We start from the raw sequence: 22,009 nt of genomic DNA, 5'->3' as shown, positions 1-22,009 counted from the left end.
TGCAGCGAGTTATAACCAGAAAAGCAAAAAGCCCGCTTAAGTTGCCTTAAGCGGGCTTTTCTAAATATGGCTCCTCTGACTGGACTCGAACCAGTGACATACGGATTAACAGTCCGCCGTTCTACCGACTGAACTACAGAGGAATCGTGTGAACGGGGCGAATAATAGCGGGGCGCCTGGGGTTTGTCAAAGCGCTAAACTGCAAAAAAAGCGCGTTTGCTGGCGGAATGAGCACCTTGCGCTGTTTTTCGGCATTTTCCATCGCTGTGCGGTGATTTTGCGGCCCACAACGATTGCACAAGCCTTTGCACGGCGATGGTGCAAGGCCGTTCTCCCTCTCACGCTAGCCGCACTGCCCAGACTCTCGGTTATCCCCGCCACACGCCGCGCTGCAACTGATATGTAGGATGAATAAGCAAACAATATGTATTCGTCGTCACAATGGCTGGATTTTTGCTTACCCATTTTTGGGGAATGCGACTGCGCTCTCAAGAAAATTATTTTCCCCGTCTACACATAAAGTGACTGATCCGCGCCCCAGGGCGTTTCGCTACAACAGTGCTGAGGAAGATAACAATGTCATCGAAATTGATAAAAAGTCCGCTCGCTGCTTTGCTCATCGGTTGTTTAGGTACGGCTTTTTCCGCGCAGGCCGATATCGTCATCGGCGTCGCCGGGCCGTTCTCCGGGCCGAACGCCACCTATGGCGATCAGTATTGGCGCGGGGCTTCGCAGGCGGCGGCGGACATCAACGCCGCCGGCGGCATCAAAGGGGAAAAAATCAAGCTGGTGCAGGGGGATGACGCCTGCGAACCGAAGCAGGCGGTCGCGGTCGCCAACCGACTGGTGGATCAGGACAAGGTCTCGGCGGTGGTCGGCCACTTCTGTTCCTCATCCACCATGCCCGCTTCCGAGGTGTATGACGAGGCCGGCATTATCGCCATTACCCCCGGCTCCACCAATCCGCAGATCACCGAGCGTGGCATGAAGAGCATGTTCCGCATGTGCGGGCGCGACGATCAGCAGGGCGTGATCGCCACTAACTACATGCTGGATACCCTGAAGGCCAAACGCATCGCGGTGATCCACGATAAAGACACCTATGGCCAGGGGCTGGCGGACGCAGCGAAGGCGGCGATGAACAAGCGCGGGGTCAAGGAAGTGCTGTATGAGGGGCTGTCGCGAGGTGAGAAAGACTTCAACGCGCTGGTGACCAAGATCGCCTCGGTCAAACCTGACGTGGTCTACTTCGGCGGCTGTCATCCGGAAGCCGGGCCGCTGGTGCGCCAGATGCGCGAGCAGGGCGTGACCGCCAAGTTCTTCTCCGGCGACTGCGTGGTGACCGAAGAGCTGGTGACCGCCGCCGGCGGGCCGCAGTACACCAACGGCGTGCTGATGACCTTCGGCAACGATCCGCGCCTGATCCCGGAGGGCAAGGCGGTGATCGCCAAGTTCCGCGCCAGCGGCTTTGAGCCGGAAGGCTACACCCTCTATTCCTACGCCTCGATCCAGGCGATCGCCGCCGCCTTCAACGCCACCGGCGGCAAAGACAGCGCCAAGGCCGCCGAATGGCTGAAGTCACACGACGTGGACACCGTGATGGGCAAGAAAGCCTGGGACCAGAAGGGCGACCTGAAGGTCTCGGACTACGTGGTCTATCAATGGGATGACAAGGGCAAATATCACCAGCTGTAAACGGCCGAACCGTGAAGTTATGACCCTATGACCGACGGGCCGCCGCCCTGGCGCGCCCGTTCCGCGATGACCTTTGGCCGCGTCGGACTGCGTTGGCGGCCTTACCAGGCGAGACTGCTCATTATGGATGTATTCTTTCTGCAACAGCTGATCAACGGCCTGACCCTCGGCGCGGTGTATGGCCTGATCGCCATCGGCTACACCATGGTTTACGGCATCATCGGCATGATTAACTTCGCCCACGGCGAGGTATATATGATCTCCGCCTACCTGTGCGCCATCGGTTTGGCGCTGCTGTCGTTCTTCGGGCTGCACTCGTTTCCGCTGCTGATCCTCGGCACGCTGGTGTTCACCATCGTCATCACCGGGGTGTACGGCTGGGTAATCGAGCGCATCGCCTACAAGCCGCTGCGCAACTCCACCCGCCTGGCGCCGCTGATCTCCGCCATCGGCATGTCGTTAATCCTGCAAAACTACGCGCAGATAAGCCAGGGGCCGCGCCAGCAGGGTATCCCGACGCTGCTGAGCGGCGTGTTCCGCCTGGAGTTCGACGGCGGCGTGGTGCAGATCACCTACACCAAAGTGTTCATTCTGGTGGCGTCGCTGCTCGGCATGGCGATCCTCACCTACATCATTCAGCGCACCCGGCTGGGGCGCATCTGCCGCGCCACCCAGCAGGATCGCAAAATGGCCTCGATTCTCGGCATCAATACCGATCGGGTGATCTCGCTGGTGTTCGTGATCGGCGCCGCCATGGCCGGGTTGGCCGGGGTGCTGATCACCATGAACTACGGCACCTTCGATTTTTACGTCGGCTTTATCATCGGCATCAAGGCCTTCACCGCCGCGGTGCTGGGCGGCATCGGATCGCTGCCGGGCGCGATGCTGGGCGGGCTGCTGCTCGGGGTGGCGGAGGCGCAGTTTGCCGGCATGGTGAATTCGGATTACAAGGACGTGTTCTCCTTCGGGTTGCTGGTGGCGATCCTGATCTTCCGTCCGCAGGGCCTGCTCGGCCGGCCCCTGATCGCCAAGGTTTAAGGAGAACGCCATGTCGCAATCCGTGATCAACGGCGGGCTGGACGTTAAACGCAGCCTGCTGGATGCCGTTTTGGCCGGGCTGATCGCCCTGATCGTGTTCGGGCCGATCGTCGGCATCGTGCTGAACGGCTACAGCTTTAACTTCGAGCCGCACCGGCTGGTGTGGATCATCGTCGCGGTGATGGCCGGGCGGCTGCTGCTGAGCCTGTTCCTGCAAACCGCGCCGGGGCGCAGGGTGTTGGCGCGTTTCGACGGCGGCAACGACGGCGTTTACGTGCAGCCGCTGGGCTATAAATCCAACCTACGCTGGATCCTGCCGCTGATGGCGGCGATCGCGCTGCTGTTCCCGTTTGTCGCCACCAAATACCTGCTGACGGTGGCGATCCTCGGCCTGATCTACGTGCTGCTCGGCCTGGGGCTGAACATTGTGGTCGGGCTGGCGGGGCTGCTCGATCTGGGGTACGTGGCGTTTTACGCCATTGGCGCCTACGGGCTGGCGCTGGGCTACCAATATCTCGGGCTGGGGTTTTGGGCGATGCTGCCGCTGGGGGCGCTGATGGCGGCGCTGGCCGGCGCACTGCTGGGTTTTCCGGTGCTGCGCATGCACGGCGACTACCTGGCGATCGTTACGCTGGGGTTCGGCGAGATCATTCGGCTGGTGCTGAACAACTGGATGTCGCTCACCGGCGGACCGAACGGCGTCTCGGTGCCGGCGCCGACGGTGTTCGGCCTGGAGTTCGGCCGCCGCGCCAAAGACGGCGGGGTGCCGATCCACGAGTTTTTCGGCATCGATTACAACCCGAATCTCAAGTTCATTTTCATCTACGCGGTGCTGTTTTTGGTGGTGCTGCTGGTGCTGTATATCAAGCACCGGCTGACGCGCATGCCGATCGGCCGCGCCTGGGAGGCGCTGCGCGAGGATGAGATCGCCTGCCGTTCTCTGGGGCTGAATCATGTGCTGGTGAAGCTGTCGGCGTTTATGCTCGGCGCTTCCACCGCCGGGCTGGCGGGGGTGTTTTTCGCCACCTACCAGGGCTTCGTCAACCCGACTTCGTTCACCTTCTTCGAGTCGGCGCTGATCCTGGCGATCGTGGTGCTGGGCGGCATGGGCTCCACCCTCGGCGTGGTGCTGGCGGCCTTCGTGCTGACGGTGGCGCCGGAGCTGCTGCGCAGCTTCGCCGAATACCGGGTGCTGCTGTTCGGCGTGCTGATGGTGGCGATGATGATCTGGCGGCCGCGCGGGCTGGTGCGCATCAGCCGATCCAGCTTCGCCGAACGCAAGGGGGTGGCGCCATGAGCGACGCCATTTTGCAGGTGGAACACCTGATGATGCACTTTGGCGGCATCAAAGCGCTGAACGACGTCAATCTGGAGGTGGAACGCGGCTCCATCACCGCGCTGATTGGCCCCAACGGCGCCGGCAAGACCACGGTATTCAACTGCCTGACCGGCTTTTACCGCGCCAGCGGCGGCGCGATCCTGCTCAATACCCACAAGCGGCCGACCGACGTGATCCAGGTACTGGGGCAGAAGTTCCGCGCCGGCGACTGGATACGCCCAAAGCGCCTCGGTTCGCGCCTCTACTACAAGATGTTCGGCGGCACCCACCTGGTGAACCGCGCCGGGCTGGCGCGCACCTTCCAAAATATCCGTCTGTTCCGTGAAATGTCGGTGGTGGAGAACCTGCTGGTGGCGCAGCACATGCAGAGCAACCGTAACCTGATCGCCGGGGTGCTGAATACGCCGGGCTACCGCCGGGCGGAGAGCGCCGCGCTCGATCACGCCTTCTACTGGCTGGAGGTGGTGGATCTGGTGAGCTGCGCCAACCGGCTGGCGGGAGAGATGTCTTACGGCCAGCAGCGGCGGCTGGAGATCGCGCGCGCCATGTGCACCGCGCCGGAGATGATCTGCCTCGATGAGCCGGCCGCCGGGCTGAACCCGGTGGAAACGGCCACGCTGAGCCGCATCATTCGCTTCCTGCGGCAGCATCACGGCATCACGGTGCTGTTGATCGAGCATGACATGGGCATGGTAATGGAGATCTCCGATCGGGTGATCGTGCTCGATCACGGCGATGTGATCGCCCGCGGCACGCCGCAGGAGATCCAGCACAACGAGGCGGTGATCGCCGCCTACCTGGGCGCGGACGAAGAGGAGCTGGCGGGATGAGCGAAGCGATGTTGGAATTTCGCGAAGTGGATGTGTTTTACGGGCCGATCCAGGCGCTGCGCCAGGTGTCGCTGCAGGTGAACGCCGGGGAGACGGTGGCGCTGATCGGCGCCAACGGCGCGGGCAAGTCCACGCTGTTGATGTCGATCTTCGGCCAGCCGCGCATCGCCGGCGGGCAGATCCTGTTTGGCGGCGAGGACATCAGCCGTCGCTCCACGCACTTTGTTGCCAGCAGCGGCATCGCGCAGGCGCCGGAGGGGCGGCGCATCTTTCCGGACATGAGCGTGGAGGAGAACCTGCTGATGGGCACCATCACCGTCGGCAATCGCTACCTGGAGGAGGATTTGCCGCGCATGTTCGAGCTGTTTCCGCGCCTCAAGGAGCGGCGCAACCAGCGGGCGATGACCATGTCCGGCGGCGAGCAGCAGATGCTGGCGATCGCCCGCGCGCTGATGAGCCGGCCGAAGCTGTTGCTGTTGGACGAGCCGAGCCTGGGGCTGGCGCCGATCGTGGTGCGGCAGATCTTCGGCGTACTGCGCGAGCTGACCCGCAGCGGCATGACGCTGTTTCTGGTGGAGCAGAACGCCAACCACGCGCTGAAACTGTCCGATCGCGGCTATGTGATGGTCAATGGCCAGATCCGCCTCACCGGCAGCGGCCAGGAGCTGTTAAACGATCCGGAGGTGAGAAAGGCCTATCTGGGCGGCGGCTGAGCGCCGCCCCACGGGCAGGGATGCCCGCGTTCATTTTTCAGCGGCGTTGCGCTCTTGGCCATCGTAGTGCGAACGGGCCGCTCTGAAGGCGTCGGCGGAGGCGATAATCCACGACCAGAGCGGCAGCATGTTGAGCAGCATCTCTTCCCCCGCGTCGGTGATGGTGTAAACCACGCGGGGCAGTTTCTCCTGATAATCGCAGCGCGATATCAGCCCGTCCCGCTCGAGATGGCGCAGCGTCCGCGTCAGCATTCTCTGCGTCACGCCCGCCAGTTGGCGGCTTATCTCGCCGTGGCGCAGCGGCCCGTGAGTGCCCAGGATATGCAATACCCCCAGCGACCAACGGTTGCCCGCATGCGCGAGGATCTCACGCTTCAACCCTTCATCGTCGTTGCTCAGTTCTTCACAGAACGCCTGCGAAAATTGCAGCAGCGCTTCCCGATCGCTCGTCATATTCCTCTCCGGTATCACGCGTGTACCTAATTGAACCCGTTTTTGTCTGCTGTCAGGATGACGCAGTGTCAAGACAGGAGGCAAGCATGAAATCCACAAATCCATCTATCAATACCGTGCTCATACTCGGCGCCGGTGAACTGGGGCTGCCGGTACTGCGTGCGATGAGCCGGCAGGCTCGGTTATCTCCATCTTTAAAAATCAGCGTGCTGCTCCGGCCGGAGGCTGCACGCGCCGTCAGCGGCCCGCTCCGGGCGCGGCGGGATGCGCTGGCGCGGCTCGGCATCGCCGTGGTGGAAGGCGATCTGCAGCAAAACGGCGTGGAGGCGCTGAGCGCGCTATTCCGTTCCTTCGACGCGGTGATCAACTGCAGCGGCTTTGTCGGCGGGGCGGGCACGCAGATAAAGATCACCCAGGCCGTCTTGCAGGCGGGCGTGGCGCGCTACTTCCCGTGGCAGTTCGGCGTGGACTACGATGTCGTGGGTAAAGGCAGCGGGCAACAGGTGTGGGATGAACAGCTTGAGGTGCGCCACCTGCTGCGTGCGCAGCGTGTGACGGAGTGGGTGATTGTTTCCACGGGCATTTTCACCAGCTACCTGTTTGACCCCGGCTTTGGCGTGGTGGATGCGGCAAGCAAAACGGTGCGCGCGCTGGGCGACTGGCGCTACGCGGTGACGCTGACCACCCCTGAGGACATTGGCCGGCTGACGGCCGCGATTTTTTTCCATCGGCCCGCGTTTCGCAACCAGGTGGTCTATATCGCCGGCGACACGCTGACCTACCGCGAGCTTGCCGATGTCATGCAGGCGCACTGGGGCGTGGAGGTCAACAGAGTCCTGTTGGACAAAGAGCGGCTGCAGGCGGAGGTGCGCAATCATCCGCATGATGTCGGCGCCAAATACCGGCTGGCTTTCGCCCGGCCCGACGGCGTGGCCTGGGATAAGGCGAAAACCTTCAATGCGCGCCAGGGCATAACCACCACCACCGCCGAGCAGTGGCTGGCTTCTCAGGGCGGTTAATCGCCTGAGCGCCGCAGTCAGAACTGGCGCTGCATCCAGCGCACGTTCAGCCGCACCAGCGCGATGATGGCGCCGGAGAGCAGCCGCAGCCCGGCGGGCATATCGCGGCGGCGGATATCCAGCAGCAGCACGGTGCGCACCTGCGGGCTGTCGTTCCACACCTCGTGTTCGAAGGTATCGTCCCACAGCATGAACTCCCCCTCGTGCAGCCGGTATTCGCGGCCGTCCACTTTCAGCACCGCCGCCGGCGCGCCGTCGGCGCGTTTGGGCATGTCCAGCACCAGATAGCCGCGCAGAATGCCGCGAAACGGCCCGCGATGGGGCGGCACCTGTTTGCCGGGCGCCAGGAAGGAGAGCGAGGCGGACAGCACGTCCGGCGACGAAGCGATCAGCGCCGCCAGCGTCGGGCTGCGCGCCAGGTTGTGGGGGATGGGCTGGCCGTAGGCCTTCATGATGAACATGCGCCAGTCGCGCGCGTCGTTGGCGGAGATCGACGCCTGCTGGCTCATGATCTCGTGAAAACGGGGAATATTGTGCAGATCGTGGGCGACGGTCAGCGCCTCTTCGCGGATCTGCCGCCATTGGGCGGTGAAACGTTCGGCGTCGGGGAACAGCGCGGCGCTGTCGAGCACCGGTTGGCCCTGAATGCGGCGATCGTAAACATTGCGCAATGCGAGCACGGACCAATCATAAATCGCGGACATCATAATGACCTCGCCTCAGGAAACGCCAAAGGGACACTGCGCGCTTCTTCGGCGCGGCGCGTGGACGGCCTGGGAAGAACGGCAGGAAAAATTGGTACGCTTCAATAGATTAGCACAGCATTTTGGCAACCGTGCGTCGGTGAGCGTGTCGATGGGCGGTGAAAAAAACCACACAATTAAAGTGTGACGTATATCGCATTTAGCGGGCCGGTTGGTTAAAATATCGCGACTTGCCCGCACCTGTCCGGATTTTGTTTACCATGGAACACGCTCCCGTTTCGCGCTCAACCGCCTGGTTGCGCGTGGTTATCCTCGCCGTCTCGGCCTTTATCTTCAACACCACCGAGTTTATTCCGGTCGGTCTGCTGAGCGATATCGCCGCCAGCTTCTCGATGCAAACCGAACAGGTCGGCTTGATCATTACCATTTACGCCTGGATCGTCGCCGCCGCCTCGTTGGCGTGCATGCTGCTGACCAGCAAGATTGAGCGCCGCAAGTTGCTGATCGGCGTGTTCATGCTGTTTATCGCCAGCCACGTGCTGACCGCCGTGGCCTGGAACTTCACCACGCTGGTCATTTCGCGCGCCGGCGTGGCGCTGGCGCACTCGGTGTTCTGGTCGATCACCGCCTCGCTGGCGATCCGGGTGGCGCCGCCGGGCAAGAAAGCCCAGGCGCTGAGCCTGTTGGCGGGCGGCACCGCGCTGGCGATGGTGCTCGGGCTGCCGCTCGGGCGGGTGGTCGGGCAACTGCTCGGCTGGCGCATGACCTTTATCGGCATCGCGGTGTGTGCCACCCTGGCGCTGGTGCTGCTGTGGCGCCTGCTGCCGGTGCTGAAAAGCGAGCATTCCGGTTCGCTGGCCAGCGTGCCGCTGTTGTTCAAGCGCCCGGCGCTGGTGGCGCTTTACATGCTGACCATCATTGTGGTGACGGCGCACTTCACCGCCTACAGCTACATCGAGCCGTTTATCCAGACCGTGGCCGGGCTGTCGGAGAACTTCACCACGCTGATGCTGCTGCTGTTCGGCGCCGCCGGCATCGTCGGCAGCCTGCTGTTCAGCCGCTACAGCGAGCGGTTTCCTTCCGGCTTCTTCATCGGTGCCATCACGCTGCTGGCCTTGAGCCTGCTGCTGCTGTTGCCGGCGGCCGGCAGTGAAAGCCACCTGACGGTGCTGTGCATCTTCTGGGGGATGGCGATCATGGCGATCGGCCTGTCGATGCAGGCTAAAGTGCTGAGCCTGGCGCCGGACGCTACCGACGTGGCGATGGCGATTTTCTCCGGCCTGTACAACTTCGGCATCGGCAGCGGCGCGCTGCTGGGCAACCAGGTGAGCCTGCATCTGGGCATGGGCAACATCGGCTTCGTCGCCGCGCCGCTGGCGCTGATCGCCCTCGGCTGGTGCCTGTTGAGCGTCTACCGCAGCGAACGGCTGCAGCAGCACCACAGCCGTTAACCTGCCGATTCGGGATGCCGCTGCGGCATCCCGCGCTACATTTTCCTGCTATAAAACAGGCTGCTGCAGCGTTTTATGCTTAACTTTTTTTCATAGTCTGCTAATTAAAAATTTAACTCCGACGCCGCTTCGCTAGCATAGAAAGTCATCAAAAATGTTAATGCGAGGTTAATGGTGAGTGAATCTGTAGCGGCGTCGCCGATCCATGCGCGGGATTTGGCGGCCAGAATCGACGCCTTGCCCGCGTCGGCCGGCCTGTGGCGCTTTATCATTCTGCTGTCGCTGGGCGGCTTTTTCGAACTCTACGATCTGTTCCAGACCGGCTATATCAGCACTGGCCTTATCGCCGACGGCATTTTCCACACCGGCGCGCAGGGCGTTTTCGGCGTGTCGGATCAGGCGGCCTTTGCCTCCGCCACCTTTCTCGGCCTGTTCGTCGGCGCCAGCCTGCTGAGCCCGTACGCCGATCGCTTCGGCCGGCGCGCCACCTTTATGTTCGCCCTGATCTGGTATGGCGCCTTCTCGCTGCTGTTGGCGTTTCAACAGCAGGCGGAATGGGTGATCTTTCTGCGTTTTCTGGTGGGCGTCGGGCTCGGCATCGAGTTGGTGACCATCGATACCTACCTGACGGAGTGGGTGCCCGCGCACTTGCGCACCCGGGCTTTCGCCTTCGCGTTCTTCGTGCAGTTTCTGTCGGTGCCGGCGGTGGCGCTGATGTCCTGGTGGCTGGTGCCGCAGACGATTTGGGGGCTGAGCGGCTGGCGCTATGTGGTGATTGCCGGCGCGCTGGCTTCGCTGGTGATCTGGCTGGTGCGCAAGGGGCTGCCGGAGTCGCCGCGCTGGCTGGTGCAACAGCGGCGCTATGCGCAGGCCCGGCAGGTGATGCGGGACATGGAACGGCGCTGCGGCGTGGCGGCCGCGGACTTCCCGTCGCGCCCAGTTGACGATGCCGAGGGAGCGCCGCTGCGCGGCCGCTTTCGCGACATCTGGGCGCCGCAATATCGCGATCGCACACTGATGCTGGTAGTGATGAATTTCTTTCAGGCCATCGGCTTCTTCGGCTTCGGCAACTGGCTGCCGGCGCTGCTGTCGGGCAAGGGCGCGTCGGTCACCCACAGCCTGCTGTACGCTTTCTTTATCACGCTGGCCTACCCGCTGGGCTCGCTGCTGTGCAGCTTCTACGCCGACAAGATGGAGAACAAGTGGCAGATCGTGTTGTCCTGCCTGGTGACGGTGATCTTCGGCTCGCTGTTCGCACTGCAGAACAACCCGCTGTGGCTGATCCTGTGCGGTTTCTTCATCACCTGGTCCAACGCCTGGCTGACCTACAGCTACCACTCGTATCAATCCGAGATCTTCCCGACCCATATCCGCGCCCGCGCCGTCGGTTTCTGCTACTCCTTCAGCCGGCTGTCGACGGTGTTCAGCAGCATCATCATCGGCATTATCTTGCAGTACGGCGGTTCGCTGGGGGTGATCGCGTTTATCGTCGCCAGCATGCTGATCGTGATGCTGGTGATCGGGCTGTTCGGCCCAAAAACGCGCGGTATCGATCTGGAAAACATCTGACGTTTTGCGCCGGCGGCGACGCCGGCTTCTTCAGCAAAAAAACTCGCGATCATGCGAAAATTATTCCGTTATCACTGCCTTTACGCCTGCCGTACTGTTAACCCGTACAAAATCCAATTCGATACCGAGCGGGGAACACGTCATGAGCACCCTTACCGCGCCCGATGGCGCACGCATTTTTTATAAGGATTGGGGCCGCGGCCAGCCGATCCTGTTCTCCCACGGTTGGCCGCTGTCTGCCGACGCCTGGGACAACCAGATGCTGTTTTTCGGCCAGAGCGGATTCCGCGTGATCGCCCACGATCGTCGCGGCCACGGCCGTTCGGATCAAACCTGGCACGGCAACGACATCAACCAATACGCTGACGATCTGGCCCTGCTGATCGAAACGCTGGATCTGCGCGATCTGATCCTGGTCGGCCATTCCACCGGCGGCGGCGAAGTGGCGCGCTACATCGGCCGTCACGGCAGCGATCGGGTGGCGAAGGTGGTGCTGGTCGGCGCCGTACCGCCGCTGATGCTGCAAACGCCAGTCAACCCTGAGGGTACGCCGATGGCGGCCTTCGACGGCATTCGCAGCGGCGTGGCGGGCAACCGCTCGCAGTTCTTCAAAGATTTGGCGGTGCCGTTCTATGGTCTCCACTGCGACGAGGTGGAGAGCAATGCGGGGCTGATCGACCACTTCTGGCTGATGGGCATGCAGGGCGGCGTGAAAGGGCAGTACGAGTGTGTGCGCGCGTTCTCCGAAGTGGATTACACCGCCGACCTGCTGGCGATCGACAAGCCGACGCTGCTGGTGCACGGCGACGCCGATCAGATCGTGCCGATCGGCGCCTCAGCGCTGAAAGCCGCTAAGCTTATGCAACAGGCGGAGCTGAATGTTTACGCCGGCGGTTCGCACGGTTTGGCGCAGGTCGATCCCGATCGCTTCAACGCCGATCTGCTGGCCTTCATCCAAAATTCGCCGTTTTAAGGGGGCGCGATGAACCTGACTGCTATCGCCGCCCGCTGCGCACAGCGGCTGCATGCGCCTGTGGTGCGCTGGCTGCTGCTGCTCGCCATTTGCGCCGCCTATATTCAGGGCGGGTTGGTCAAAGCGCTGAACGTCGAAGGCGCGCTCGCCGAGATGAGCCACTTCGGCCTGCAGCCGGCGGCGCTGTTCGCCGTGCTGGTGACGCTGCTCGAACTGACGGCGTCGGCGCTGATCCTGAGCGGCTTTTATCGCTGGCTCGGCGCATTGGCGCTGGCCGGTTTTACCCTGATGGCGACGCTGATGGCCAATCCGTTCTGGCAGTTCGACGGGGCGGAGCGCGGCCAGATGATGAACGGATTTTTTGAACACCTTGGGCTGGCCGGCGCGCTGTTGCTGGTGGCATTTAACGATTTGAAGGAGCGAACAGATGGCTGAGCAGACGGAAAACAAGGCGGCGGCGGGTGGCTTCGCGCCGCTGAAAATCCCATTATTTGCGGTACTGTGGGGCGCGACGGTGCTCGGCAACGTCGGCAGCTTTATGCGCGACGTCGCCAGCTCGTGGTTGATCACTGACCTGTCGAGCAACCCTTCGGCGGTGGCGCTGATGCAAACCGCCGCTACGCTGCCGGTGTTCCTGCTGGCGATCCCGGCCGGGGTGCTGTCGGACATTCTCGATCGGCGGCGCTTTCTGATCTTCGTGCAAATCTTGCTGGCCTGCGTGAGCGGCAGCCTGCTGGTGCTGTCGCAGACCGGCTCGCTGACGGTGGAGTATTTGCTGGCGCTGACGTTCGTCGGCGGCATCGGCGCGGCGTTGATGGGGCCGACCTGGCAAGCGATCGTGCCGGAGCTGGTGCCGCGCGCCGAGCTGAAAAACGCCGTGGCGCTGAACTCGCTGGGCATCAACATCGCTCGCTCCATCGGCCCGGCGGCCGGGGGGCTGCTGCTGGCCAGCTTCGGCGCCGGCGCGGCCTACGGCGCGGACGTGATGAGCTATGTGCTGGTGATTGCGGCGCTGCTGTGGTGGAAGCGGCCGAAGGCCGAAGACAGCGGCCTGTCGGAGCATTTCTTCGGCGCCTTCCGCGCCGGCCTGCGCTATGCCCGCTCCAGCCGCGAGCTGCACGTGGTGCTGCTGCGGGCGGCGGTGTTCTTCGCCTTCTCCAGCTCGGTCTGGGCGCTGCTGCCGCTGGTGGCGCGCCGCATGCTGGGCGGCAGCGCCGGCTTTTACGGCGTTTTGCTGGGGGCGGTGGGCGCCGGGGCGATCCTCGGGGCTATTGTGCTGCCGCGCCTGCGCCAGCGGCTGAATGCCGACGGGCTGGTGTTGCTGGCGGCGGTGTTGACGGCGGCGGTGATGGCGGCCCTGTCGCTGGCGCCGCCGCAGTGGCTGGCGGTGGTGCTGCTGTTGGTGCTGGGCGCAGGCTGGATTATCGCGCTGACCACGCTCAACGGTGCGGCGCAGGGCGTGCTGCCCAACTGGGTGCGCGGCCGCGGCCTGGCCATCTACCTGATGGTGTTCAACGGCGCGATGGCGGCGGGCAGCCTGCTGTGGGGGCTGGTGGCGCAGGAGCTGGGCGTGGCCGCCACGCTGCTGGTCGGCGGCGTCGGCCTGTTGGCGGCGGGGCTGCTGTTCCACCGCCTGCGTCTGCCGACCGGTGAGGCCGATCTGCAGCCGTCGAACCATTGGCCGGAACCGTTGGTCAACACGCCGGTCGAAAACGATCGCGGCCCGGTCATGATTCAGGTGGAGTACCGTATCCGCGAACAGGATCGCCCGCAGTTCTTGCGCACGCTGCTGATGCTGGAGCGGGCGCGCCGCCGCGATGGCGCTTACGCCTGGGGTATCACCGAGCATACCGGCGATCCGGAATGCATCATGGAGTGGTTCCTGGTGGAGTCCTGGGCGGAGCATCTGCGGCAGCACCAGCGGGTGTCGCACGCCGACGCCGATCTGCAGCAGGAGGCGCTGCGCTTCCATATCGGCCCGGAGAAACCGGTGGTGCATCACTTCCTGTCGTTGGACAGGCGGCAGGTGAAGCATTAACTGCACGGCCAGGCGGTGAGAAGGTGCTATGCTTTTGGTCGGTTCGGCGGCGCGGCCGCCGTAAGACGAATGTAGTCAGTACAGGGAGACACATTGATGACGGCACCTTCTGCTTTTGCCCGCGAGCTTGGGCTGCGCTATCCGATCGTTCAGGGGCCGATGAACGGCGCGTCACCGCCGGCGTTGGCGCTGGCGGTGAGCAACGCCGGGGCGCTGGGATCGTGCGCGGCGGCGCTGTTTTCACCGGCGGTGATCCTCGAACGTGTGCAGCAGATCCGCGCACAGACTGCCGCGCCGTTCAACATCAATCTGTTTCTGCTCAATGAGCAGCACCCGGGGCTCGCCGAACTGAAGCGCGCCCAGCACCTGCTGCGGCCGTTCCGCGAAGCGCTGGGGCTGAGCGAGCCGCCGATCCCCACTCAATTCGCCGAAAACAACCGCGACCAGATCGCAGCCTTGCTGGAGGCTGCGCCGCCGGTGGTCAGCTTCACCTTCGGTGTGCTGCCGCGCGCCACGGTCACGCAGTTCAAGAAGGCCGGTTCACGGGTGATCGGCACCGCCACCACGGTGGCGGAAGCCCGCGCCTGGGAAGAGGCGGGCGCCGACTTCGTTTGCGTCTCGGGCTCGGAGGCGGGCGGCCACCGCCCGACCTTCCTTGGCGATATCGAACAATCCTGCGTCGGGCTGATGGCCCTGCTGCCGCAGGTGGTGGCGGCGGTGAAAATCCCGGTGATCGCTGCAGGCGGCATCATGAACGGGCGCGGCATCGCGGCGGCGCAATTGCTGGGCGCGCAGGCGGCGCAGCTCGGCACCGCGTTTCTGTGCAGCCCGGAGTCGGGCATCGCCGAAGCCTGGCGGGCGGCGCTGAGCAACGCCGGCGATGACAGCACGCGCCTGACGCGCGCCTTCAGCGGCCGCCCGGCGCGCGGCATCGTCAATGATTTCATGCGGCAGATGCGCGCGGAAGAGGCGCAGATCCTGCCTTATCCGGTGCAGAACGCGCTCACCGGCGATATCCGCCAGGCGGCGGCCAAGGCCGGGCGCGGGGAGTTTATGTCGCTGTGGGCCGGGCAAGGCGTGGGCCTGGCGCGGCCGATGCCGGCGGCGCAGCTGGTCGCCACCCTGGCGGCGGAGCTGGAAGCGGTGTGACCTCGTCTGCGCGATTTATTGCTGTGGCAATGTAAAAAGACGCCGGGTGAGGCCTGATAAGAGATGAACAGTCCGGCGTTCGCACCGGACTGTTGGTTTCTTGGCTAGACGAGAATATCGGCGGAAGCGTCGACATGCCCAACGATTTTAACCAGAAAATCAGGCAATTGATTGCCGGAGAGATTGATGGCCAGATCGGTGACATTCTGCTGCGCGTCATAATTCAGCGCCGCTTCATATAACGAGCCGCTTAAATTATCCACGAAGTGCAACTCGCCCCCCTCGGCCTTAGCCGTCTGGTTGAGCCACGACAGGTCGATTTTATCCTCCGCGGTCTGGAAATCGCGGATCCAATCCGGCGTGGTGGCTCGGCTGTCGCCGGCTTCGCGGAAGACAAAGGTGTCCGCGCCTGCATCGCCCCAAAGCTGATCGGCGCCGCCGGCACCGTAAATGATGTCGTTGCCTGCACCGCCTTTTAGCGTATTGTTCAGCGCGTTGCCCACAAGAATGTCGGCACCGCTGCCGCCGATGATATTTTCAATCTGCGCGCCGTAGGCGATGGCGATATTCGCCTTCAAGCCGCCTACATCAGAGAATGCGCCTTCGTTAATGTTGATGCGCTGATCCTGGCTGTAGCCTGAAAAATCCAGCGTGTCATTGCCGCCGGCATCCCAGATAGCCGCCACGATTTTGTCCGTGGACGCTTTAACGCTCAGAAAGTCTCTGTCCGTATTCGAGTTGAAACCATAGGTGGTATCGCCGGTGCGCGTGGTGGTATTCGCGCCGTAAAGCTTCTGTATGGCGGTAATATCATCCAGCTGCGGTCCTGATGGCCAAACGCCTTTATAGTCAGCGCTGGTGTATTGTTCGTTAAAATAGCTCATCAAAGAATATTGATGGTCGTCTTCATAATACTTCGCCGAGTTGGCGTAGGTGGGGTAGGTGGCATTTGACGCATCATAATTGCCGGGATGAGAAAGCCCCAACGCATGCCCTATTTCATGGGTAAGCGTATCCCTGGCGTAGTTATTGGTTTGCGGATTGGAGGCGTCGTAGCCGTTATTACCGCTGATCCAAATGGTGCTTTTGAGATCGCTCTGCGTACTTTCATACGAGGTGTAATTGCCCCCGCTGGCCGCCTTATAAAAACCAAACTTTATATCTGCATTTTTCGCATCGTTGCCTTTAACCTCGGTGAACGTGATGTTGGCCACATCCGACCAGGATTGCAATGAAAGCTTGGTTTGGGTTTGCTGAGCGGCGGTAAGCTGCGCGGCGCCCGTCTTGTCGCTGCCGGTATAGACGGGGAAAGAGTAGGTCAAGGTAGCCGCATGGTCTGTCACGCCTTTGCCATTGGCGGAATAATGGCTTCTCAGCAGCAGATCTGAAACCTCTTGCGTGGTATATGACGGTTTATTGCTCTCCGCGTGATCGCCTCTTTCATAACTGGTTAAATAATCGGAAATCTTATCGGTAGCTAATGACATATCAAACTCCTTTGGACGTTGACAATATTGCACCTAACGCTCTATATGCTCGTACACAGGTTTGAAAATCAGGGATAATTAATGTGATATCATTGGCTTGCCTCCTTGGTCTGGCTTGAATATTGCGTTCAAGCGGAATATATCCTTATCATTAGTCACGGTGAGGAATTAATTGTGCACTGCGATTGAGTTAAAGCAGTATAAACACAATTATTTTATTAATTAGTTATTCTTATATGAATCTTTTACATAAGATATGAGTAAAAGACTTGTTTAAATAATTCGTTGGAATTAAATCTTTATTTAATATTTCTCTGTAATCGGCGCGCGGCATTTGCGTTGCTGATTTATCTTTCTGTTTTTCCAGCTTTTTATCTGTGAAATGCGGTGAGTAGCCGCCATTGCCGTAACGCATAGAGGCGGCCGCACGCCGGCTGTCGTCATTAATCGGATATGGGATTATTGAGGGCGCCCGCGTACACCGATTAACTTGCCTGATACTTAAAAACTGTAGGTGCCCTGCGCCAGCACGAAGTTCATGTCTTTCAGCCCGGCATGGTGCTGCAGGCTGTGGCCGACGTCGAAGTAGACGTAGGCCACCTTGAACTGGAGATCGCTTCTCGGCGTCCAGGTGGTTTCGACCTGGTACTGGTTGCCGATAAAGCGCGAGCCCTGTTCGCTGCCTTTCACCGGGCGCATTGGCCCGAGATAGAAGGCGTCCTCGCGGCGTTGCCGCCATAAGGCGTCCCAGCTGAAATCGATGGCCAGGGTTTGCCACGGCGTGATGGTGACCGAAGGATGGATGGCGATCAGGTTAGCCGGCGCCACCAGCCCGTTTTCGGTCAGGTAGGGCAGCTTGGGGTACATGGCGTTGAAGGTGTTGAGCTGCCCATCGTGACCGTTTTTGTCGCCGCTGGCGATGCCAATCTTGCCGCCAAAGCGCGGCCGCCAGCGCCAGTCGCTCACCGTATAGCCGGCGTGCGCCGACGCCGACCAGGCGCGGATATCGCGCTGTTCTGCGCTGCCGAACTGCCAGGCAGCTTCATTATCCCAGTCGAACCCCCGCGCTGCGCCGAAGATGCGTGCGCCGACGGTATAGCGCCGCTCTTGCCCGCTAAGCTGCGCGTAGTGGGCGTCGTTATCCTCAAAGCCAAAGGTGTAGAGATCGAGCGAAGAAGCCAGCGGCGTCAGCGGCGTGGTGCCGTACAGTCCCCACACCTTTTGGCTGTTGTCGGTATCGTCGTCGAAACTGCCGGTTTTAAGGGTGACGGGATGGCCGATAAAGGCGTCGAGGCGGTTTTTATCCTTGACCCAGCTGGCGCGGATGGCATCGAAGGAACGGCGCACGTTGGGGCCGTCGCGGGTGCCCAGCAGGTGCAGCGAGCCCAGCGCAATCTCCTGGCGGCCGACCCGCAGGGTGCCGAGGCCGTAGGCAGTGGGCAGTTTCATATCCACATAGCCCTGCCCGAGGTAGGCATGATCTTCGTCGGTCGGCTTGCGCCCGCGATCGCGCGGCGTGGCCAGCGACGATCCCACTTGCACATAGGCGCCGAAATAGTCGCCGTAGTCGAGGCGCGCGCCAACCAGCAAGCGCTGCATGAAAGTGTCGTCGCGTCCGCCGCTCAGATCCCGTTGATCCGTCCATTCATAGCGCTCGCGCAGTGAACCGTCGAAAGATAAGGTGGCCGCATCGCCCAACGGGATGTTTTTCCAGGGGGAAGCGGCGGGCTCCGCCGCCAGAGTGGGGAGCGTGGAGAACAGCAACAGTGCGGGTAGCGTGCGTTTCATCATGAATATCCGAAGTAAAAAAGCGCGCCGCAGCGCGCCTTGGGTTTATTTGGCTGTCTGGTGAATTTCGGCGATGTAGCCGCCGGGGAAACGCACCAGCGCCGAGGCGCGGCGTTCCGCCGCCGTCGAACGCCACAGCACCTGCGCGCCGCTGGCCGTCGCTTTGGCCAGCGTGGCCTGCAGATCCTCGACGCCATAGCCGGTGCGCTCATGGCCGAACGGATAAGGCAGATGCCCATCGGTGACGAAAATGCGCGTTTTGCCAAAACGCGAGTCCAGTTCGATCTGGCGGATCTTGCCGTTATCGTTGCGGCCGATCGCCGCATCGCTGACCTGCTCGTCGCGCACGACTTTGCCGTGCGAGAACGTCTGATAGCTTTTCAGGAAGTCATCGACGCGGTAAGCGGAGAGATACAGGCGGTTTTCCGGCACGCTCAGCAGCGGCTTGTAGTTGGGCGCTTTGGTGTGCCAATAAAGCTGCATGTTGACGCCGCCGGGCCATTGGATCACCGCGTCGCGCCCAATCGGATCGTCGAAGGGGGCGACCAGCACATCGGCGCCGGCGGCCCTGGCCTGCCGGATAGCGGCGTCCATATCCCTGACCAGAAAACCGTTGCGTTCGACGCCGAACGGGTACGGGATCGGCGTTTTGAAATCGAACACCGAGAAGCTGCCGGCCGGCGTCAATATCAGCTGGGAGTAGGTTTCGCTCGGCGTCGGCGTGACGTTGACCAGCACGCGTTCGGTACTGGTGCCGCCGAAGGTTTTCAGGATGCTGTCGACAAAGGCGTCCATCTTGCCGCGTTCGACGTAGACATGGGTGGTGTCATATTGCGGCCCCACGGCGAGAGATGCCGTATCGGCCGCCCATGATACGGCAGGGAGCAGCAGCGCAAGGGCTGATATCCTCAGCCGACGAGAAGAAATACCGATAATGTGTTGCATGTTGACCTCCAGGTAGCGGTTATTTTCCTGAGTGAAACGTCATTTCCTATGAGCTTTCCCGTCGGCTGAAAAATAAAAGCTAAAAACGCAACGCGCGTGATGAAACGCTAAATAGGGGCGAAGTTCTGACGCCCCGGCGAATATGGCGCAGGGGCAGAACATTTATTCTTATTGGCGTAAACGGTGAGGCGCCGGGCCAGCAGGCCCGCTATCGCTAAGGGTCGGCGCTGATAATGCGGTCCGCCTCGCCGCGTGTTGAAGTGAATTGGGGATAATCCATAACGGTGTTCTCCTTGATGGGATATATCGTATTAGCGCGCTGAATTTACGTTCTTCATTGCCCTCAAAATATAAATACAGCATTAAAAGAATTGCCGCCCATCAAATTTTTATATGACTTGTTGAGTAAATACGAATAAGCGGGAAAAGAAATATAACGACGTGCGCTACGGCTGGCGCTGAGCGGAGGCGGTGTTGCTCTCGGGAGGAAAAACGGCCTGCCGAAGCAGACCGTTGCGGGGAGTTTACGCCAGATCGAAGCGATCGAGGTTCATCACTTTGTTCCAGGCGGCGACGAAGTCATGGGCGAACTTCTCTTGCCCGTCGGCGCTGCCGTAGACTTCGGCCAGCGCGCGCAGCTGCGCGTGCGAACCGAACACCAGATCGACGCGGGTGCCGGTCCATTTGACCGCGCCGCTGCGGCGATCGCGGCCTTCGAACAGGCCGTCGTCACCCACCGGGTGCCAGGTGGTGCCCATGTCGAGCAGGTTGACGAAGAAGTCGTTGGTCAGCGCCTGCGGGCGATGGGTGAACACGCCGTGCTGCGTGCCGCCAACGTTGGCGCCGAGCACCCGCAGCCCGCCGACCAGCACCGTCATTTCCGGCGCGGTCAGGGTCAACAGCTGCGCCTTGTCGACCAGCAGCGTTTCGGCCGGCACGCGGTATTTGCCCTTCAGGAAGTTGCGGAAACCGTCGGCGAGCGGCTCCATCGCCTCGAAGGAGTCCACGTCGGTCTGTTCCTGCGAGGCGTCCATGCGGCCTGGGGCGAACGGCACCGTCAGGGTCAAGCCGGCGTTCTTCGCCGCCTGTTCCACGCCCGCCGCGCCGGCCAGCACGATCAGATCCGCCAGCGAGACGCGCTTGCCGCCGGTCTGCGCGTCGTTGAAGGCGCGCTGGATGCCTTCCAGCGTGGCCAGCGTCGCGGCGAGCTGCGCAGGTTGGTTGACGGCCCAGTCCTTCTGCGGCGCCAGGCGAATGCGCGCGCCGTTGGCGCCGCCGCGTTTATCGGAACCGCGGAAGCTCGATGCGGAAGCCCAGGCGGTGGAAACCAGCGCGGACACCGGCAGGCCGGAAGCCAGCACCTTGCTTTTCAGCGCGGCGATGTCCTGCTCGTCGATCAGCGGATGATCGACCGCCGGGATCGGATCCTGCCAAATCAGCTCTTCCTGCGGCACTTCCGGGCCGAGGTAGCGCGCGCGCGGCCCCATATCGCGGTGGGTCAGCTTGAACCAGGCGCGGGCGAAGGCGTCGGCCAGCTCTTCCGGGTGTTCATAGAAGCGGCGTGAAATCTTCTCGTAGGCCGGATCGAAGCGCAGCGACAGGTCGGTGGTCAGCATGGTCGGGCGGCGCTTCTTGTTGGGATCGAAGGCGTCGGGAATGGTTTCGCCGATGTCTTTCGCCACCCACTGGTGCGCGCCGGCCGGGCTTTGGCTCAGCTCCCATTCGTATTCGAACAGGTGGCGGAAGAAGTCGTGGTTCCACTGGGTCGGGGTGGTGGTCCAGGTCACTTCCAGGCCGCTGGTGATGGCGTCTTTGCCGACGCCGGTGCCGAAGGTGCTGTGCCAGCCGAGGCCCTGCGACTCCAGTCCGGCCGCTTCCGGATCGGCGCCGACGTGAGACGCCGGGCCGGCGCCGTGGGTCTTGCCGAAGGTGTGGCCGCCGGCGATCAGCGCCACGGTTTCTTCGTCGTTCATCGCCATGCGGGCGAAGGTTTCACGGATGTCGCGCGCGGCGGCCACCGGATCGGGGTTGCCGTCCGGGCCTTCCGGGTTGACGTAGATCAGGCCCATCTGCACCGCCGCCAGCGGGTTTTCCAGATCGCGGTCGCCCGAGTAGCGGCTGTTCGGCCCGCCGCTCAGTTCAAGCCAGATCTTCTCAGACCCCCAGTAGACGTCGTCCGGCTCCCAGGTGTCGGCGCGGCCGCCGGCGTAGCCGAAGGTTTTGAAGCCCATCGATTCCAGCGCCACGTTGCCGGTCAGGATAATCAGGTCGGCCCAGGAGATGTTGCGGCCGTATTTCTGCTTGATTGGCCACAGCAGGCGGCGCGCCTTGTCGAGACTGACGTTGTCCGGCCAGCTGTTGAGCGGGGCGAAGCGCTGCTGGCCTTCGCCCGCGCCGCCGCGGCCGTCGCCGATGCGGTAGGTGCCGGCGCTGTGCCAGGCCATGCGGATGAACAGGCCGCCGTAGTGGCCGAAGTCCGCCGGCCACCATTCCTGCGAGTCGGTCATCAGGGCGTGCAGATCCTGTTTGACCGCCGCCAGATCGAGGCTGTTGAAGGCATCGGCGTAGTTGAAGTCTTTATCCATCGGATCGGACAGGGGGGAATGCTGATGCAGCGGTTTCAGGCTGAGCTGATTAGGCCACCAATCCTGATTGGTGGGGCCGTTCTGCGGTGCGGGCTGCTTGCCGCCCGAAAACGGGCATTTGCTTTCAGTTGTCATAATGCGCTCTCTGCTTCCGTAAAGATGCTCCAGCCGCCGGGCGTGGAGCGGTTAACAAGGCATGCGGGTAAGGCTTGCGTCGGGTATTGCGCTAAATA

Annotated in this window: 18 protein-coding genes and 1 tRNA gene; 12 read left to right on the top strand and 7 right to left on the bottom strand. The window is 62.2% G+C overall.

Annotated elements, in window-relative coordinates; translation table 11 throughout:
- Window positions 1–67: 67 nt before the first annotated feature.
- A tRNA-Asn gene (locus ACJ8IJ_RS04115) sits at window positions 68–143 on the bottom strand.
- A 433-nt stretch (window positions 144–576) separates the two neighbouring features.
- Between ACJ8IJ_RS04115 and ACJ8IJ_RS04110 the strand changes: the two genes are divergently transcribed.
- The 5 genes from ACJ8IJ_RS04110 to ACJ8IJ_RS04090 all read left to right on the top strand — a co-directional run bounded on the left by ACJ8IJ_RS04110 (window position 577) and on the right by ACJ8IJ_RS04090 (window position 5,615).
- Window positions 577–1,695 carry a branched-chain amino acid ABC transporter substrate-binding protein gene (locus tag ACJ8IJ_RS04110; protein WP_033632602.1) on the top strand — a complete coding sequence of 373 codons (1,119 nt, stop codon included), beginning with the start codon at window positions 577–579 and terminating at the stop codon, window positions 1,693–1,695.
- A gap of 123 nt (window positions 1,696–1,818) precedes the next feature.
- Complete coding sequence (locus ACJ8IJ_RS04105; RefSeq protein WP_004928592.1) at window positions 1,819–2,733, top strand: ABC transporter permease subunit; 915 nt, start codon at window positions 1,819–1,821, stop codon at window positions 2,731–2,733.
- Between the two features lie 10 nt (window positions 2,734–2,743).
- Window positions 2,744–4,030, top strand: coding sequence for a high-affinity branched-chain amino acid ABC transporter permease LivM (gene livM, locus ACJ8IJ_RS04100; protein ID WP_342577486.1), 1,287 nt, complete (start codon window positions 2,744–2,746; stop codon window positions 4,028–4,030).
- Window positions 4,027–4,902 carry an ABC transporter ATP-binding protein gene (locus tag ACJ8IJ_RS04095; protein ID WP_342577484.1) on the top strand — a complete coding sequence of 292 codons (876 nt, stop codon included), beginning with the start codon at window positions 4,027–4,029 and terminating at the stop codon, window positions 4,900–4,902. The genes livM and ACJ8IJ_RS04095 overlap by 4 nt, the downstream gene beginning before the upstream one ends.
- Complete coding sequence (locus ACJ8IJ_RS04090; protein ID WP_004928599.1) at window positions 4,899–5,615, top strand: ABC transporter ATP-binding protein; 717 nt, start codon at window positions 4,899–4,901, stop codon at window positions 5,613–5,615. Before ACJ8IJ_RS04095 ends, ACJ8IJ_RS04090 begins: the two co-directional genes overlap by 4 nt.
- A gap of 30 nt (window positions 5,616–5,645) precedes the next feature.
- Here ACJ8IJ_RS04090 and ACJ8IJ_RS04085 read toward each other — a convergent pair whose 3' ends face one another.
- Window positions 5,646–6,068 carry a winged helix-turn-helix transcriptional regulator gene (locus tag ACJ8IJ_RS04085; RefSeq protein ID WP_004928603.1) on the bottom strand — a complete coding sequence of 141 codons (423 nt, stop codon included), beginning with the start codon at window positions 6,066–6,068 and terminating at the stop codon, window positions 5,646–5,648.
- A gap of 86 nt (window positions 6,069–6,154) precedes the next feature.
- On the opposite strand from ACJ8IJ_RS04085, the gene ACJ8IJ_RS04080 reads away from it, so the two are divergent.
- A complete protein-coding gene (locus ACJ8IJ_RS04080) occupies window positions 6,155–7,087 on the top strand; it encodes an aromatic alcohol reductase (protein ID WP_442518284.1) in 933 nt (310 codons plus the stop codon).
- Window positions 7,088–7,104: 17 nt separating this feature from the next.
- Here ACJ8IJ_RS04080 and ACJ8IJ_RS04075 read toward each other — a convergent pair whose 3' ends face one another.
- On the bottom strand, window positions 7,105–7,791 hold the full coding sequence (locus ACJ8IJ_RS04075; protein ID WP_342577922.1) for an aspartyl/asparaginyl beta-hydroxylase domain-containing protein: 687 nt from the start codon (window positions 7,789–7,791) through the stop codon (window positions 7,105–7,107).
- A gap of 260 nt (window positions 7,792–8,051) precedes the next feature.
- Between ACJ8IJ_RS04075 and ACJ8IJ_RS04070 the strand changes: the two genes are divergently transcribed.
- From ACJ8IJ_RS04070 to ACJ8IJ_RS04045, 6 genes are all read left to right on the top strand, one after another.
- Window positions 8,052–9,242 (top strand): sugar transporter, encoded by a 1,191-nt coding sequence (locus ACJ8IJ_RS04070; protein ID WP_033632605.1) that lies wholly within the window; start codon window positions 8,052–8,054, stop codon window positions 9,240–9,242.
- A gap of 171 nt (window positions 9,243–9,413) precedes the next feature.
- Window positions 9,414–10,811: an MFS transporter gene (locus ACJ8IJ_RS04065; protein ID WP_004928618.1), complete on the top strand. Its 1,398-nt coding sequence runs from the start codon at window positions 9,414–9,416 to the stop codon at window positions 10,809–10,811.
- A 142-nt stretch (window positions 10,812–10,953) separates the two neighbouring features.
- Window positions 10,954–11,784: an alpha/beta fold hydrolase gene (locus tag ACJ8IJ_RS04060; protein ID WP_049187888.1), complete on the top strand. Its 831-nt coding sequence runs from the start codon at window positions 10,954–10,956 to the stop codon at window positions 11,782–11,784.
- A 9-nt stretch (window positions 11,785–11,793) separates the two neighbouring features.
- Window positions 11,794–12,219: a DoxX family protein gene (locus ACJ8IJ_RS04055; RefSeq protein ID WP_049187890.1), complete on the top strand. Its 426-nt coding sequence runs from the start codon at window positions 11,794–11,796 to the stop codon at window positions 12,217–12,219.
- On the top strand, window positions 12,212–13,822 hold the full coding sequence (locus ACJ8IJ_RS04050; RefSeq protein ID WP_154871071.1) for an MFS transporter: 1,611 nt from the start codon (window positions 12,212–12,214) through the stop codon (window positions 13,820–13,822). Before ACJ8IJ_RS04055 ends, ACJ8IJ_RS04050 begins: the two co-directional genes overlap by 8 nt.
- Before the next feature lie 96 nt (window positions 13,823–13,918).
- Window positions 13,919–14,971 (top strand): NAD(P)H-dependent flavin oxidoreductase, encoded by a 1,053-nt coding sequence (locus ACJ8IJ_RS04045; RefSeq protein ID WP_442518283.1) that lies wholly within the window; start codon window positions 13,919–13,921, stop codon window positions 14,969–14,971.
- A gap of 104 nt (window positions 14,972–15,075) precedes the next feature.
- Here ACJ8IJ_RS04045 and ACJ8IJ_RS04040 read toward each other — a convergent pair whose 3' ends face one another.
- The 4 genes from ACJ8IJ_RS04040 to katG all read right to left on the bottom strand — a co-directional run bounded on the left by ACJ8IJ_RS04040 (window position 15,076) and on the right by katG (window position 21,911).
- Complete coding sequence (locus tag ACJ8IJ_RS04040; protein ID WP_442518282.1) at window positions 15,076–16,458, bottom strand: serralysin family metalloprotease; 1,383 nt, start codon at window positions 16,456–16,458, stop codon at window positions 15,076–15,078.
- 501 nt (window positions 16,459–16,959) lie between these two features.
- Window positions 16,960–18,246, bottom strand: a complete 1,287-nt coding sequence (locus ACJ8IJ_RS04035) for an alginate export family protein (RefSeq protein WP_442524988.1) — start codon at window positions 18,244–18,246, stop codon at window positions 16,960–16,962.
- A gap of 45 nt (window positions 18,247–18,291) precedes the next feature.
- Entirely contained in the window at window positions 18,292–19,191 is a 900-nt protein-coding gene (locus tag ACJ8IJ_RS04030) for a glyoxalase (RefSeq protein WP_165491282.1), read from the bottom strand.
- A gap of 524 nt (window positions 19,192–19,715) precedes the next feature.
- Window positions 19,716–21,911 carry a catalase/peroxidase HPI gene (gene katG / locus ACJ8IJ_RS04025; protein WP_131164918.1) on the bottom strand — a complete coding sequence of 732 codons (2,196 nt, stop codon included), beginning with the start codon at window positions 21,909–21,911 and terminating at the stop codon, window positions 19,716–19,718.
- Window positions 21,912–22,009 lie beyond the last annotated feature (98 nt).

Source organism: Serratia sp. CY40230 (genome assembly GCF_052168835.1).
Lineage (GTDB): Bacteria > Pseudomonadota > Gammaproteobacteria > Enterobacterales > Enterobacteriaceae > Serratia > Serratia nematodiphila.
This window is presented reverse-complemented; position numbering and strand designations above follow the sequence as displayed.